Annotated in this window: 14 protein-coding genes; 8 read left to right on the forward strand and 6 right to left on the reverse strand. The window is 61.1% G+C overall.

Annotation, left to right across the window (positions count from 1 at the left end):
* Positions 1-7 precede the first annotated feature (7 nt).
* The gene (locus J2X71_RS29010; protein WP_310387680.1) at positions 8-244 is read right to left on the reverse strand and encodes a hypothetical protein; all 237 of its coding nucleotides are present in this window, start codon (positions 242-244) and stop codon (positions 8-10) included.
* 364 nt (positions 245-608) lie between these two features.
* Between J2X71_RS29010 and J2X71_RS29015 the strand changes: the two genes are divergently transcribed.
* Positions 609-1679, forward strand: a complete 1071-nt coding sequence (locus J2X71_RS29015; RefSeq protein ID WP_310387681.1) for a diguanylate cyclase domain-containing protein — start codon at positions 609-611, stop codon at positions 1677-1679.
* A gap of 140 nt (positions 1680-1819) precedes the next feature.
* Here J2X71_RS29015 and J2X71_RS29020 read toward each other — a convergent pair whose 3' ends face one another.
* Positions 1820-4243, reverse strand: a complete 2424-nt coding sequence (locus J2X71_RS29020; protein WP_310387683.1) for a glucan 1,4-alpha-glucosidase — start codon at positions 4241-4243, stop codon at positions 1820-1822.
* A gap of 174 nt (positions 4244-4417) precedes the next feature.
* Between J2X71_RS29020 and J2X71_RS29025 the strand changes: the two genes are divergently transcribed.
* Entirely contained in the window at positions 4418-5149 is a 732-nt protein-coding gene (locus J2X71_RS29025) for an ROK family protein (protein ID WP_310387685.1), read from the forward strand.
* A 55-nt stretch (positions 5150-5204) separates the two neighbouring features.
* Positions 5205-6017, forward strand: coding sequence for a class I SAM-dependent methyltransferase (locus tag J2X71_RS29030; protein WP_310387686.1), 813 nt, complete (start codon positions 5205-5207; stop codon positions 6015-6017).
* A 48-nt stretch (positions 6018-6065) separates the two neighbouring features.
* Here J2X71_RS29030 and J2X71_RS29035 read toward each other — a convergent pair whose 3' ends face one another.
* Complete coding sequence (locus J2X71_RS29035; RefSeq protein ID WP_113323472.1) at positions 6066-6845, reverse strand: trans-aconitate 2-methyltransferase; 780 nt, start codon at positions 6843-6845, stop codon at positions 6066-6068.
* A gap of 59 nt (positions 6846-6904) precedes the next feature.
* On the opposite strand from J2X71_RS29035, the gene J2X71_RS29040 reads away from it, so the two are divergent.
* Positions 6905-7774 (forward strand): acyl-CoA thioester hydrolase/BAAT C-terminal domain-containing protein, encoded by an 870-nt coding sequence (locus J2X71_RS29040; protein WP_405049767.1) that lies wholly within the window; start codon positions 6905-6907, stop codon positions 7772-7774.
* A gap of 15 nt (positions 7775-7789) precedes the next feature.
* On the opposite strand, the gene chrA is transcribed toward J2X71_RS29040, so the two are convergent.
* From chrA to J2X71_RS29055, 3 genes are all read right to left on the reverse strand, one after another.
* Entirely contained in the window at positions 7790-9001 is a 1212-nt protein-coding gene (chrA, locus tag J2X71_RS29045; protein WP_310387689.1) for a chromate efflux transporter, read from the reverse strand.
* Between the two features lie 114 nt (positions 9002-9115).
* On the reverse strand, positions 9116-10003 hold the full coding sequence (locus tag J2X71_RS29050; RefSeq protein ID WP_310387692.1) for an EamA family transporter: 888 nt from the start codon (positions 10001-10003) through the stop codon (positions 9116-9118).
* Positions 10004-10169: 166 nt separating this feature from the next.
* Entirely contained in the window at positions 10170-11612 is a 1443-nt protein-coding gene (locus tag J2X71_RS29055; RefSeq protein ID WP_310387694.1) for a DUF1254 domain-containing protein, read from the reverse strand.
* Between the two features lie 337 nt (positions 11613-11949).
* Between J2X71_RS29055 and J2X71_RS29060 the strand changes: the two genes are divergently transcribed.
* From J2X71_RS29060 to J2X71_RS29075, 4 genes are all read left to right on the forward strand, one after another.
* Positions 11950-12585 (forward strand): LysE family translocator, encoded by a 636-nt coding sequence (locus J2X71_RS29060; protein WP_113323475.1) that lies wholly within the window; start codon positions 11950-11952, stop codon positions 12583-12585.
* Positions 12586-12702: 117 nt separating this feature from the next.
* Positions 12703-13122, forward strand: a complete 420-nt coding sequence (locus J2X71_RS29065; protein ID WP_310387697.1) for a hypothetical protein — start codon at positions 12703-12705, stop codon at positions 13120-13122.
* A gap of 10 nt (positions 13123-13132) precedes the next feature.
* Positions 13133-13705, forward strand: coding sequence for an OmpA family protein (locus J2X71_RS29070; protein WP_310388011.1), 573 nt, complete (start codon positions 13133-13135; stop codon positions 13703-13705).
* Between the two features lie 165 nt (positions 13706-13870).
* Complete coding sequence (locus J2X71_RS29075) at positions 13871-14245, forward strand: HIT domain-containing protein (protein WP_310387699.1); 375 nt, start codon at positions 13871-13873, stop codon at positions 14243-14245.
* The last annotated feature ends 2 nt before the right edge of the window (positions 14246-14247 follow it).

The raw sequence follows: 14247 nt of genomic DNA on the forward strand, positions 1-14247 counted from the left end.
CTGCTGGCTATCGCACCGAAGCCGTCTCGGCGGGATCGATACTGGCCGCCGTCATGGGCTGAACTACGGGTCTTTCCATGGCGGCGATATCGGATGCACTGAGAATATCCTCCGCCTCTACGCTGGCGAGGATATCCGTGCTGAAGATGCCGTTGAAGAAGCCAGTCTGCTGTAAAAGAAAAGCGCAGCCGGCAATGATGGCGAGCGCAAGTATGGCGGGAGAAGTGTGGCGAGGCGATTCCATAATCTCATGCCTTCGACAGGGGACCGCGATCCGATCCCCATAAATCCGGTCTCTTGAGACAGAATCTGTCGCCTCGCCCTGCCCGCCAGTAGACCAGACCAAAGATACCGACCGTCAACAAAACGAAAACAATCCCTGAAAAGAGAAAACGATTGAACTTTTTTGGAGCACCTCGCGCATAAGAGGTGTCTCCGTTACAGTCGAACTTACAAATATTTGAGAAAAATCATAGGGCTGATCGTAGTATTGATGCCCATCAAACTTATCGTATGTAATCTTTGGTATATGTCGCTTTAATCATTTCCCAAGAAATCTAAGATAACAAATAGAAGATTGCTTAAGAATTGGATGAGGAGTTGCCGGAATGAATACGGCCGTTGCGCCCAAGGTGCAGGTTCCCGATGTGGCGGGTCAGATCACCTATGCCATGCGCTCCATGGGCGTTGCACCAATTCCCCGCAATTACGAACTCTTCTACGAGGCCTATATTGGCTCCAACCCGGCGCTCACCCGTGACCTTGCTGCGCTCGGTAGCCAGGCGACGCAGGCCGAGCTCGACGCTCTCGGCACCCAGCATTGCTCCCACACTGCACCAGCCAAGATCTTCGATGATGCCCACAGCCGCATTGCCGGCGAGCTGGAAGGCCTGCTGCGCGTGCTGCGCCAGGAGCAGACCTCGCTCGAAAGCTATAACCGGCTGCTGAACGAAACCTGCAAGCGCATCAGCTCCAAGAGCACGATGAGCGCCGATCTCATCGAAAACGCCATTGACCTGCTCACCCAGGCAACCGGCGATACGATCACCCACGGCGAAAAGACTGTCGAAGACATGGTCCAGCGCTCGCAGGAGATGGACCAGGTCCGCAAGGAACTCGACGAATACAAGCGCATCGCCAATACCGACTCGCTGACACGCCTATCCAACCGCCGCGCCTTCGACGACCGGCTGGCCGCCGTCTTCAATAATCCGGCGTTGCGCCCGGTGACCGCCCTGCTCTTGGCCGACATCGACAATTTCAAGAAGATCAACGATACCTACGGCCATCCGGTCGGCGACAAGGTTCTGGCGACGGTCGCCTCCGTCATCCGCACCAATGTCCGGCGCGATGTTTTCGTCGCCCGCACCGGCGGCGAGGAATTCGCGCTCATCATCGACGGCAACACGCTGGACGAAGTGACGGCGGTCGCCGAGCGCATTCGCCGGACGCTGGAATCCACCCCCTTCAAGAATTCCCGTACCCGCGTCAATTATGGCCCGGTCACTGTCTCCATCGGCATCTGCATGGCCTCGCACGCCGACGATGCCGGCGAACTCTACTCCAAGAGCGATATCGCGCTTTACAGCGCCAAAAACGCCGGCCGCAACTGCACCGTCGTCTATGAGGACGGAATGCAGAAAGAATTCACCAAGAGCTGGCTGATCTACAAGTCCTGATCCCCTGGGGCTGGCCTCTGACCGGATCCCAAGTTTTTCCGGAAATACAGAGAAATTGGAACAAATCCCTTTAGCGGCCGGAAACGGCCGCTTTTCTTATTGGCTGGAATTCCGCGAGACTGGCGGAAATGGGTCCCGCCTCAAACCACCTCAATTTGAAAATCCACACCCTCCCAGCGCTGCGCATCCTTCCAGAAGATCGTGAAGTCGATCATGCCGGGGCCGAGCGCCTGCGTCGGCAGGTCGAAGACATGAGTGCCGAAGCCGGTGTCGTGGCATGGGCTGTCGGCGGCGCTTGCCCAGCCGTCGGTGGACCAGCGTACCAGAGCAGGCTCGGGCAGTTCGATGCGGAGCCGCCGGCCCGCCTGCATCTGGTCGCGTCGGGCCGTCAGCCGCCAGGAGAACGGTGCCGGCGCCGGCTTTGCTGCGACATAGCGGGCAAAGGTCTGGGGCGGCATGTCGAAGATCACGCCGTCGCGCAGCGAGCGCAGCAGCTTGATATGTTCGGCATGCGCCCAGACGAGCGGCATGGCGCTGCCCGAGGGTCGGCCGAGGAAAAGCTCGCGCTGCGGCACGTCTTCGCTGTCCCAGATCTGTTCAGGCAAGAGCCCACCTTCGCTTGCCGAAGCTTCCAGCGCAGCAAGCATCCGCTGCGCTTCGTCCGCTCGCCCGGCGGCGAGTTCATAATGAGCGCGCTCGCCGGTCAAGAGCGGCCAGAGCCTGCCGACACCGCTGCCGGCAAAGGGCGCACCGCCGATGCGCTCGCCATAGCCGTCGTCATTGTAGCGATACCAGTAGGGACCGGCCGGAAGGTCGCGGCGCAACTCCGCATCGATTGCCGCGACTGTGCCGAGCATGCGCGGGTCGTCGGCGGCGCGGAGGCCGAAGCGCACCAGCGCCAGCGCATCCGGGCTTATCAGCAGGTCCGCTTCAAGCACCTCGCCGAGATCGTCCCGATTGCGGATCGGAATGAAGTCACGCCGCAGTGACAGGCTGCCATCGGTCGCCGAGGCGATGCGCACATAATAGCCTTCGACGCCGAGACGGCGCGACAGTTCGGTATCGGTGGCGTAGGTCCATTCCTCGATGCGCTCGTTCCAGCCGTCGGCGACCTCGCGCAGATAGTGCGCCGCATCCAGCCGCCCCGCCGCTTCCACGGCATCGGCCGCTGCAAGCAGGCCGGCGATCTCCACAGCGAGCGTAAACGGCGAGTAGCCGGCATCCTCCTCCCAGCGATCCTCCTGGGTGGCGGGGCCGTTTCTGACGATATAGCCCGCAGCCGCTTCGACCATGGGCAGATAGCGTCCCCTCTCCGAGGCATCGATCGCGCCTGAGCGCAGCAGCATGTCATAGAGCAGGATGGGAAAGGCCGTCTCATCCATCTGGATGCCGTACCAGTAGGGCCTTCCGTCGAGCCAGGCATTCTGCACCCAATGGCCGTCCGCTTCCTGGATGACAGCGAGATAGTCGAGCACGGAGCGTGCATCCGCTGTGGCCCCGGCCGCAAGCAGACCGCCCGCCGTTTCCACCAGATCGCGCGTCCACACCAGATGATAACCGCCAAGGTCGTCATCGCCTTTGCTGGAGCCCCAGGGGATGGAAAGGCTGGCGATGATGGCGCCGGACGCATCATCGCGGTGCGTGGCAAGCACGCCGGTGCTGACGCGGTAACGGTTGAGCTTGTCAGGATCATGTGGTTCGTCGAGCGCAAGCAGGCCGGCCTGCCATTCCCGCCAGCCGCTGCGATAATGTTTCAGCGCCGGTTCCGTGCCCTGCTGAAGGCTGAGCAGCGTGCGCAGGGCAGCCTCCTCCGGCTGCGTGCCGAAGCCGATGGCGATCAGCGCCCTTCCCTGGTCAGCTTGGCCCTTGCCCGCCTGCATATCCAGTGTCCCTGACAGCGCGACATTGCCTGATGTGGCGCAGTTGTACTCCTCATTCAGCCCCTCGCCGCGCGACAGCGTCTGCCAGCCGTCGGAGATGCCGACATAGCCAACTGACCGCGCAAGCCAGGGCACCGAAGCGGCAATGGCGAGTGACCGTCCGGAACCCTCGGCAAACAGCATCTGCCTGCCCTTGAAATCATCGTACCAGCCGTTGTTGTCGGCGCCGCCGTTGACGAGATGCGGGGCAACAAGCGCATGCAGCCGGTAGTCTGAGAGATTGCCTATCAGTGCCTCGAAGCAGATGTCCTGCAGCACCACCTCGCGCTCAGGGTCTGAAAAGATGGTCTTGGTGATGCGATAGCGCCCGTCGCGGGCGGTATTGACGAGGCGGAAGGCCGGAACGCCGTCCTCGATCGCCTGTACGCTGTGATCGGCGTCGCGCTTCTCCTCGGAGAAATAGCCCGGAGCCGTGACGATGAAACCGAAATCCCGCACGCAGGCCATATCGAGCCGTGGCGCGTAGATCTCGTTGAGGATGCCGTGGCTTGCCGTGAACCAGACGCAGCTCGCCGAACTGACGGCGGTACCAACAGCACTCTTGTCGCTGGACGTCCATCGGGGCTCGATGCCCGGCGCACCTGGCGGCTCGACGGAACCGGGTGGTCGTGTCGGAAAGGCCAAGTGCTGTTCCTCCGCTCTATTTGCTCGTCTTCCCTGCCATCCTGAGATGAAATTAAGCGATCCGCAATATACCGGCTTGACAGCCGGCTACGATCTTGCGCCCGATAGAATAGCGCGGGCTCTATAGAATAGTGCGGGAAGGAATGAGGGTACAGCCGGAGAGGAGCGCCAGCCATGGCTGACACAATGGAAGAAAAGCAGACGCGTGAGCAAGCCAAGCCGAAGGTTGCGGCGCCGGCCGGCCGCATCGTGCTCGCCGTCGATATCGGCGGCTCGCACGTGAAGGCGGAACTCAGCAGCGGCAGCGAGAGACGTGCGGTCGTATCGGGGCGCGCGATGACGGCGGCGAAGATGGTGACAGCCCTCACCGATCTGACCGCCGACTGGCACTATGATGTCGTCGCCATGGGTTATCCCGGCCCCGTCGCTGCCCACCGCCCCGCGGCCGATCCGTTCAACCTCGGCCCGGGATGGAAGGGCTTCGATTTCGAAAACGCCCTCGGCAAACCCGTGCGCATGGTCAACGACGCGCTGATGCAGGCGATCGGCAGCTACGAGGCCGGCCGTATGCTCTTCCTTGGCCTCGGCACGGGCCTCGGCTCGGCGATGATCGCCGAGAACGTCTGCATGCCGCTCGAACTGGCGCACATGCCCTACAAGAAGGCGACATTCGAGGACTATGTCGGCGAACGCGGCCTGGAAGGTCGCGGTAAGGGCAGATGGCGAAAATCGGTCTTCGACGTCGCCGACCGCCTGGCTGCCGCCCTGCTGCCTGACTATATCGTCATCGGTGGCGGCAACGTCGAAAAGCTGAAGGATCTGCCGCCCAAATGCCGGCGTGGCAGCAACGACAACGCCTTCCGCGGCGGCTTCCGGGTTTGGCTGGACGAAAGCCTGCGGCTGTGAGCGGGAGTGAAACTGATGTGCTTAAAGCCCTATTGGGCGGCGGAAGGTGACGACAATGCTGGAAAAGGACAAGCTGTTCGTCGGCTCGATCCCGGAAAACTACGACCACTATATGGTGCCGCTGATTTTCGAGCCCTTCGCCTTGGATCTTGCCCGGAGAGCGGCTTCCCTGTCTCCCGGCGTCGTTCTGGAAACCGCAGCAGGCACCGGGGTCGTCACCCGCGCACTGGCGCCGAAACTGTCGTCGGGCGCACGCTATATCATCAGCGATCTCAACCAGCCGATGCTCGACTACGCCGCTTCGCAGCAAGGCTTCGATAGTCGCCTGGAATGGCGCCAGGCGGATGCTCTGGCGCTGCCGTTTGAAAATGCCGCCTTCGATCTCGTCTGCTGTCAGTTCGGCGCGATGTTCTTCCCGAACCGCATATCCGGCTACCGCGAAGCAAAGCGTGTCTTGAAGCCCGGCGGACATTTCCTGTTCAACGTATGGGACCGCATCGAGGAGAATGTTTTTGCCGACGATGTGACGAATGCCCTTGCGACGATGTTTCCGGATGATCCGCCGCGCTTCCTGGTCCGCACGCCGCACGGCTATCATGACAAGGCGCTGATCCGCGCCGAGCTGGAAGAGGCAGGTTTCTCCCATGTGGTGATCGAAACGAAAGCCGAACAAAGCCGCGCATCCTCGCCCCGGATTCCTGCCCTCGCCTATTGCCACGGGACAGTCCTTCGGAGCGAAATCGAAGCCAGAGCCCCGGGAAAACTGGACGTTGCGACCGATTGTGCCGCATCCGCGATTGCCGACCGGCATGGCGACGGTGAGATTGCCGCCAAAATTCAGGCCCATGTCATCATGGCAGTGGCCTAGAGGTTCAACATCTTGACCGGCCGGATTGCGGTTTTGGGCACAGGCAGATCACAACCTGATCGAGCCCCAGACCAGTTTCGTCCGGACGATGAAACTCAGTTTTCGTTCGCGAGCATAGGGAGCCAGCATCTCGCCGAGCTCTCCGTCGAACTCGTTCATCCTGCCGGCCAGACGGGATGGCGCGAACGTATCGCGCGAATGCTGGCAGCGAATGAAGTCTTCCACGCTTTGCTCGAATGGAGCGGAGTGGAAATGCTCGGAGCCTTCGACGTCGAGGAACGCCTTGTAGGCCGACCAGTCCTCTCGCTTGCCAATGGGATCGAACGCCTCGCCCGTTATGGCAGGAACCCATCTGGTGAGAAAAGACTGCCAGCCCGCCTCCCAGGCCGGTTGGAAAGGCGCATCTCCTGATACGACGGCCACCCGGTGATCGGCGGCGGCGTAGGTTTTCAGCCGTGCGAAAAGGCGCTTGTGATCCATCCAGTGGATGCTGGCAGCGGCAACGATGAGATCGGGACGATCGGGGATATCGACATCTTCGGCGAAACCGACGATCCAGTGAAGATTGCGTGCGCGCCCCTCCTCCAGGCTCTGACCGAGCTCGACCATGTGGCGGGAGGGATCGACGGCTATGACCTTTTCGAAATGCCGCGAGAGCGGCCGTGAAATCTTGCCGGGGCCGCAGCCTATATCCAGCAGACAGCTGCGCTTAGGCGCGATGGCAAGCAACTTCCCGTAGATCGCCTCGGGATATGGCGGACGGTAAGGATAGTTGCTGACGACATCGGCATCCTCGAAAGAGGCCCCTGCACGCGCATGCTCGACCATGATAGGCTCCGTCCTCAGTGACAGTCGAGAACCATCCGATAATTCAACAAGATGTCAGCATGGTAACAAGAGCGATGGACGGCTGCAAAATCGAACGGCTCGAAGGCCGGGTAAACGGCGCATTCGTCTCCCGGCCCGACGCGAATGAGACCGGTGTCGTCGTGCTCAGCGGTTCCAGCGGCAGGGTCGACATCGATCGCGCTAAACTCTTTGCCGAGGCAGGTGCTAAAGCACTAGCGCTGCAATGGTTCGGCGCAACGGGGCAATCGGCCGGCATCTGCGAAATCCCGCTGGAAACCTTCTGTGACGCCACGGACTACCTGATTTCGCGGGGATGCCGGCGCATCGTCTTCGTCGGGACATCGAAAGGCGCGGAAGCGGCCTTGCTTGTCGCCACCCGGGACGCGCGCGTGAACTCTGTTATAGCGATCAGCCCGAGCTCGGTTGTCTGGGGCAATATCGGGCCTGGCAAGGACGGCAGAGAATGGCCCGAACGTTCATCCTGGACCTGGAAGGGAGAGCCACTGGAATTCGTCCCCGCCGATCCCGCCTGGCAACGGGACTATCGCGATGGGTTGGTGTCCTATCGCTCCTTCTTCGAAAGCTGCCTGGATACGGACGAGCAAACCTTGTGGCGAGCGCGCATTCCCGTCGAGAGGGCCACCGCAGATCTCGTCCTCGTGGCTGGCGGAGACGATGCACTCTGGCCCTCGGAGAGGTCTGCGCGTGAGCTTGCCAGCCGGCGTGAAAAAGGCCGCAGGCCGGTGTCACTGGTCGTTGACCCTGAGGCGGGCCATCGGGTGCTGCTTCCAGGCGAGACGACGCCCCGCTCCAGCCTTCACGCCCATGGCGGCAACGATGCGGCGGATGCTAGGCTTGGCCTGATGGCATGGGCGGCGATAGAAGCCGCCTTGTCGCCAAAGGATTGACTGGCCCGATACGGTTCAGGCGGAAAGCTGCAGCAGGATCGCACTTGCTGCCATCAGCACCACGACGATCCATGGCGGCGCCTTCCAGACCACCAGCAGAAGGAAGCCCGACAGGGCAAGAGCAAAATCAGCCGATGTAAGGACCGCGCTTGTCCATACCGGATTGTAGAGTGCGGCACCCAGCACGCCAACCACGGCGGCATTTGCGCCCCGCATGGCCGCCTGCGCCAGCGGATAAGTGCTGAGCCTGTCCCAGAAAGGCAGGGTGCCGACGAGTAGCAGAAAGCCCGGCAGAAAGATGGCGGCCAGAGCGATGGCTGCGCCCGCGATACCGTTGGGAGCCGGCCCCATCACCGCCCCGAGATAGGCCGAAAACGTGAAAAGCGGACCAGGCACGGCCTGTGCGACACCGTAACCGGCGAGAAAGGCGTTTTCCGAAACCCAGCCCGGCCTCACGACCTCCGCCTCGAGCAGCGGCAGGACAACATGGCCGCCGCCAAACACCAGCGCGCCTGAGCGATAAAAGGCATCGAAGAGGCGCAGCCCCTGCCAATCCATGATGGAAACGATAAGCGGCAGTCCGAACAGAAGGAGCAGGAACGCCAGCAGGCAGGTGACGCCTGATGATCGCGATATACCGAACGAAAAACTTGCCTTGTGCTCGATGGCGGCCTCGCGACAAAGCACGAGCCCGGAAACCGCACCCAGCACGATGGCTGCGAGCTGGCCGAACGCTCCCCCCAATGTCACGATGAAAACCGCGGCCAGCGCGATGCCTGCGCGCGGCTTGTCGGGCGTCAACGATCGTGCCATGCCCCAGACGGCTTGTGCTACGACAGCGACGGCGACGAGCTTCAATCCGTGCAGCAGGCCCTGTCCGAGAGGATTGTCTAGCGCGGTGGCGGCAGTTGCGAATATGATGAGGATCAGCGCGGACGGAAGCGTGAATGCGCTCCACGCCGCAAGCGCCCCCAGCGGCCCTCCGCGCAGCAGGCCCATGGCGAAGCCGACCTGGCTCGATGCGGGACCGGGAAGAAACTGACAGAGCGCGACGAGATCGGCATAACCCTTCTCGTCGATCCATTTGCGACGCGTCACGAGCTCGTTGCGGAAATAGCCGAGATGCGCGATCGGTCCGCCGAACGAGGTGAGGCCAAGCTTCAGGAAGGCGCCGAACACTTCCGCAGGTGTACCTGCCGGTGGAGCCGCCGTCTTCTCATCGGTCATTTCTTTTGCATCCACGCCAATATTCCCCCACTGCGCCGACCCGTATCCTCATCATTAATGACAGCGCGATGACAACAGGCGATTTTCGATTTTTGTCGAACAAGCGATTGCGGATTAGACCGCCTGGCGGACCCGCGCTCGGGTGGGCAGCGTCATTGCAATGACACCGGCCATGACGCAGGCAAGCCCAAGGCCTGCCGTGGAGGACAGCGTTTCGCCGAGGAAGACGACACCGATTGCAACGCCGATCGGTACCCTCAGATAGGCCTGAGCCGTGGCGCCGACCGAACCGAGCGTCTGCACGAGGCGGAAATAGATCACAAAGGCAAGCGCCGTCGAAAAGACAGAGAGGGCAAGGAGAGCGAGGACGGAATGCAGGCTCGGCTGCAACGTCCAGGGACGATCGGCGATGACGCTGACCGGGATCAGGATTACCGCCCCCGATATCAGCGAGCCGGCAGCCGGCATCATAGGATCGAGCCCCCTGAAATTCCGGCCGAAGACCGCGGCGCCTGCATAGCAGATCGTGGCGGTCACGATCGCGAGCTGCGCCCAGAGCGCATCTCCGATGCTGTCAAGCGCTCCGATACCGATGATCAGCGCGGTTCCGATCAATCCCGCCGATACACCGAACAGCTTGCGGCTTGTGAGGACCTCGTGCCGTGTGATCAGCGCCGTGATCAGAAAGGCAAAGATCGGCGTCGTGGAATTCAGGATTGCTGCAAGGCCGGCATTGGTCGTCCGCTCGGCCCAGGCGATCAGCGTAAAAGGCAGCACACTGTTCAGGCAGGCCTGGACCAGAAAGTAGACCCACGTCTGCCGGTCGCGCGGCATCTTGAGGCCGCGCCAGCGGATGATAGCGAGAAGCAGCAGGCCGGCGACAAGCGTCCGTGCTGCCACCAGCGTCACAGGCGGGATGGTTTCGACGCCGATCTTGATGAAGGTGTAGGAGGCTCCCCAGAGCGTCGAAAGCGCCAGCAGCAGCGCCAGCTCTGTTGTCATCGTCGCCGTCTCTTCCATCGCAGTACCGTTCCTCAGCGTACAAAACCGACCGCCTGTTTAACGGCTGCGGGCGTGAAATGCTTCGATGCGGGCCGAACTGTCGATGGAAAAGAAAGGCTTGGCGGGGCGCGCTTGGATCATGGCACGCCCGACACACTTAGCTTTGTCACTGAGCCGCGAGCGGAGCTGCTGGCGCCGCACGCGTCACCGGCGGCGGGTTCCACTTGCCGATCAGCGCGCTGCCCTTCGGCGCATAGAGCCTCATCGTCAGATTGTAGGGGCCGTTCGGCGCCGGCAGCCAGTTCCATTCCTTGTCCTTGCCGGGACTTTCCGTCTGGAAATAGAGGTCGAGCGAGCCGTCGGCGTTGAACTGGAACGGCATCCAGCTGCTGACAGCGAACCGATTGAGCGGATTGGCGACCTGGAACCCATCATTGTCATAGAGAGTGACCGACCAGAAGGCGTTGACCGGCGGAATATTCTCCTTTTCGAAATGGAGCGTGTAATTGCTTTGTCCATTGAGCGCGTTGCCGCTTTCATCCGCAAGGTTCAGCGGATAGATGGCGTCCTCAGGCAGATTGGCGCCAAGCCCCTGTTGCGCCACGATCGCCCGTTTCAGGTAGTAATTGCCGTAGACGCCCATCGTGTCGGTATTCATCGACCAGCCATTGACCACCCGTGCCAATGTCTTCAGCTTCCAACCCATGAGCGCCTGCGCATCCTGCGGCGCTGTCTTCAGCGCTTTCTGGACGACGGGATCGGCCTTGGACAGGTCAAAGCTCTTGCCGGGCTCGATGCCGATCTGCTTCATGCGGGCAATGATCGGCTGATCGGTGCTGTGCGGCGGATGAAGTTTCAAGAGTTCGGCAGCGTAAGCAAAATAATCTTCCGCCGAAGCTGTATCGGCCTGCGTCTTCGGTGGCGTCTTCATGTCGATGGAAGGGTTTTTTTTGACCTCGGCCTGCTTGGCGCCTTTGCCCCATTGCGACAGCGGCGTGATCTTGTAACCGTCCTGGATCTTGTGAACGGCATTGTAGTCATCAGGGCCATCGGTTTTGGTGCGGCCGATGATCCAGACATAAGGCGTCGGAGCGTCGATCCGTTCAGTTCCCTCCGGCAGCTTGAATTCGCCGAACGTGTCGCGAAGCTCGGGCCTCCAGCCGGGCGACGCGATCAGGAAGTTTCCGACTGATGTTCCGGTCGTTCGCCAGCCCGGCGCGGCAAACACATCCGTCCACATATCCAGCATCGGCAGGAGGTAATAGCGGCCTCCGGTATCCGGCGCGGTAACCACCACCGGTTCCTTGGTGAGATCAAGCCAGCCGCTCGAATAGAGCGTGTCGAAATTCGGCCGGACCACGGCCTTCATGTCTGCAGCCGGAAATTCGCGGACATTGGCGAACCGGTTGGCCGGACCGCCGATCGACCCCTCCTTCGGTTCCATATTGGTCAGCTGCTTGCGCGTGATGTCCATCGTTATCAGCGGATAAAAATAGACATAGGCTTCGATGCCGATTTCACGTGCCTCCTCTTCCGTCAGGGAAGCGGCCCTGGCCTCCGGTGCGGCCGGAATGGCCATCGAAGCTATTGCCAGCAAAACGAACGACATAGGCGTTCGCAACAGGCGTCTGATTCCAAACTGAATTGTCATGTGCGGTTTCCCCCCGGAATGAAATGAAGAACCCAGCCGGACCCGATTGACGCCGGCGCATCTTTAGCAAGACCAAGATGGCCAAGATACTGGCGACCTGCTGAGCGACCTTTCATGCAAAGCGAAACATACCGGGCGTATATCCGGAAGTACGTTACAGTAAACGGCGCCGTAAATGGTCCGGATACATAGGTCTGTGTTTTGATCCGGAGCAGGATATTGGCTTTGATCAAAGGCCCTTCCGTAAATATCCGCTGAATGCCATAACTCGATTCCGACGACGGTGGAGGACGAGATGACTGAAATGACGGTTCTTGCATTTGCGCTCGTGGCATTCATCGGCATCGCCACACCCGGCCCGACGGTGCTTCTCGCCCTGACCAACGGTTCCAAATTCGGGGTGCGCCGGGCGATATCAGGCATGATCGGCGCGGTCATGTCCGACTTCGTGCTGATCGGCGCCGTTGCCCTCGGCCTCGGTGCGCTGCTGGCTGCCTCGGAATTCTGGTTCACTGTCGTCAAATGGGTCGGCGTCTGCTACCTCGCCTTCCTCGGCGTCATGCTGCTGCGTTCGAAGGGAATGCTGGATGTATCGCTGCGCTCTGAAAGCGGGAATGCATCCGCTTCATCAGTGACGATCTTCCTGAAGAGCTTTCTCGTCGCCGTCACCAATCCCAAGGGCTACCTCTTCTTCTCGGCCTTCCTGCCGCAATTCATCGATCCCGCCAGCCCGCAGGTCGAGCAATATGCCGTGCTCGCCCTCGTCTTTGCCGCCATCGATTTCGTGGTCATGTTCGGCTACGCGTTGCTCGGCTCTCAGGCCGTCCGGCTGTTGCGGAAATCGGGCGCGCTGTGGCTCGACCGGATCTGCGGCGGCGCCTTGCTGACGCTAGCCGGCTCTCTCGCGCTTTATCGGCGGGCGAGCGCATAGCTGCCCTCCGATTTACAACCCGATTTACCGTAACGTACTTATCCGAGCACTCCCGATCTGCGTTCAATAGCTCCCGAGGGGACGCCATTCCGGCGGCCGTAGCAGGAGGGTTCACGCATGCCGAGAGGATGGAGACTGATTGGCGCGGCGGCGATCGTCATCGCCTGGACTTGTGCCGCCAAGGCCGACACGATCAGCTATGCCGATGCGGTGACCGTGCTCGCAAAGGATTGCGGCGCCGATATCAAGAAACTCTGCAAGGGGCTGAACCTCGGCAATAACAGGATTGCCGATTGCCTTGCACGGAACGCGGGCAAGGTCTCGCCGACCTGCACGTCTACGCTTGCGAGCGTCGCAGCATCCATTCAGAAACGGGAACAGGCGCAGGCCTCCTACAGCAAAGTCTGCGCCGGTGACATGGCGCGGCGCTGCAATGGCGTCAAAGGCGACGGCTATATTCTTGCCTGTCTGATCAAGACGACGAAACATGTTGGCGCCCAATGCAATCAGGCAATATCAGATGCAGGCTGGAGATAAGGCTATGAGGATGAGAAAAACCGCCCTCGCCGTCTTTGTTGCAACATTGGCGATCCCTGCCCTTGCCCCTGCGCAGCAGATCTCCGAACAGCGCATCATCAACGGGCTTGGCAAGCTGCAGGGCGCCGCCCCGATCGTCGATGTCGAACTGCTGCGGCAGGAGGCCATGAACGGATCGGGCAAGCAGATGTCCGGCCTGCCGAACTGGAGCAAGGTTGCGCGCCTGCCGCAGATGGTGGTCGAAATCGCCTTCGCGAACGACTCCGTCGCCATCGAGCCGGAATCCTACCGCACGCTCGGCATGATCGCCGATGCCCTGCACCACCCGAACCTCTGGGCCTACAAATTCCTCGTCGTTGGCCATACCAGCTCGACTGGCAGCGACGAGCACAATCTCGACCTCAGCCAACAGCGGGCCGAGGCGATCAAGGAGATCCTGTCGACCACCTTCGCCGTCGATGCCAGCCGTCTCTATGCCGTCGGTGTCGGCGAATATTTCCCGATCGAGGGCTCGAAATCGGAGGCGGCCAATAACCGGCGCGTCCAGCTCTACAATCTCGGCGTCTTCACGAAGCAGCCATGAGGAAGAGACCCAGCGTGCTGTCGGCTCTAACAGCCGGCAGCACGGCTATTTCTGGACAGCCCTGCCGGCTTCCGTGCTCGGATATCAGCCTGTCACATATACGTCGCCGCCGCGCGCTATTGCCCTGCTCGACGCAATGACTGAAATTGGTCAGGAATGATGCCTATGTGCCCCTTCTGTGCCGCAAACCGTGCGGAAAAAGCCCCGCCGCTTTTTTCCAACAACAGCTGCTATTTCCTGGAAACCAACGATCCGGTGCTGCAATGCTCCGGCATCATCGTACCCTTCCGGCATGTGGAAACGCCGTTCGAGCTCACATCAGAGGAATGGTTTGACACTTTCGACCTTCTGGAGAACGCTCGCACCCATCTCGATCGTGCCGAGCCGCACGGCTATAATATCGGCTGGAATGTCGGCGAGGTCGTGGGGCAGACTGTCCAGCACGCCCATCTCCATGTCATCGGTCGTTTTGCCGACGAGCCGCTTGCCGGTCACGGCATTCGCCATCACCTGAAGCAGGCGAACAACCGGCGGGCCTGACT

It is taken from the genome of Rhizobium sp. 1399 (assembly GCF_031455475.1).
In the GTDB taxonomy this organism is placed as follows: domain Bacteria; phylum Pseudomonadota; class Alphaproteobacteria; order Rhizobiales; family Rhizobiaceae; genus Rhizobium.

Bases quoted from the DNA above. Each gene is read 5' to 3' on its own strand.
- J2X71_RS29010 (WP_310387680.1), bottom strand. From the start codon at position 244: ATGGAATCGCCTCGCCACACTTCTCCCGCCATACTTGCGCTCGCCATC.
- J2X71_RS29015 (WP_310387681.1), top strand. From the start codon at position 609: ATGAATACGGCCGTTGCGCCCAAGGTGCAGGTTCCCGATGTGGCGGGT.
- J2X71_RS29025 (WP_310387685.1), top strand. From the start codon at position 4,418: ATGGCTGACACAATGGAAGAAAAGCAGACGCGTGAGCAAGCCAAGCCG.
- J2X71_RS29030 (WP_310387686.1), top strand. From the start codon at position 5,205: ATGCTGGAAAAGGACAAGCTGTTCGTCGGCTCGATCCCGGAAAACTAC.
- J2X71_RS29035 (WP_113323472.1), bottom strand. From the start codon at position 6,845: ATGGTCGAGCATGCGCGTGCAGGGGCCTCTTTCGAGGATGCCGATGTC.
- J2X71_RS29040 (WP_405049767.1), top strand. From the start codon at position 6,905: ATGGTAACAAGAGCGATGGACGGCTGCAAAATCGAACGGCTCGAAGGC.
- chrA (WP_310387689.1), bottom strand. From the start codon at position 9,001: ATGACCGATGAGAAGACGGCGGCTCCACCGGCAGGTACACCTGCGGAA.
- J2X71_RS29050 (WP_310387692.1), bottom strand. From the start codon at position 10,003: ATGACAACAGAGCTGGCGCTGCTGCTGGCGCTTTCGACGCTCTGGGGA.
- J2X71_RS29055 (WP_310387694.1), bottom strand. From the start codon at position 11,612: ATGTCGTTCGTTTTGCTGGCAATAGCTTCGATGGCCATTCCGGCCGCA.
- J2X71_RS29060 (WP_113323475.1), top strand. From the start codon at position 11,950: ATGACTGAAATGACGGTTCTTGCATTTGCGCTCGTGGCATTCATCGGC.
- J2X71_RS29065 (WP_310387697.1), top strand. From the start codon at position 12,703: ATGCCGAGAGGATGGAGACTGATTGGCGCGGCGGCGATCGTCATCGCC.
- J2X71_RS29070 (WP_310388011.1), top strand. From the start codon at position 13,133: ATGAGAAAAACCGCCCTCGCCGTCTTTGTTGCAACATTGGCGATCCCT.
- J2X71_RS29075 (WP_310387699.1), top strand. From the start codon at position 13,871: ATGTGCCCCTTCTGTGCCGCAAACCGTGCGGAAAAAGCCCCGCCGCTT.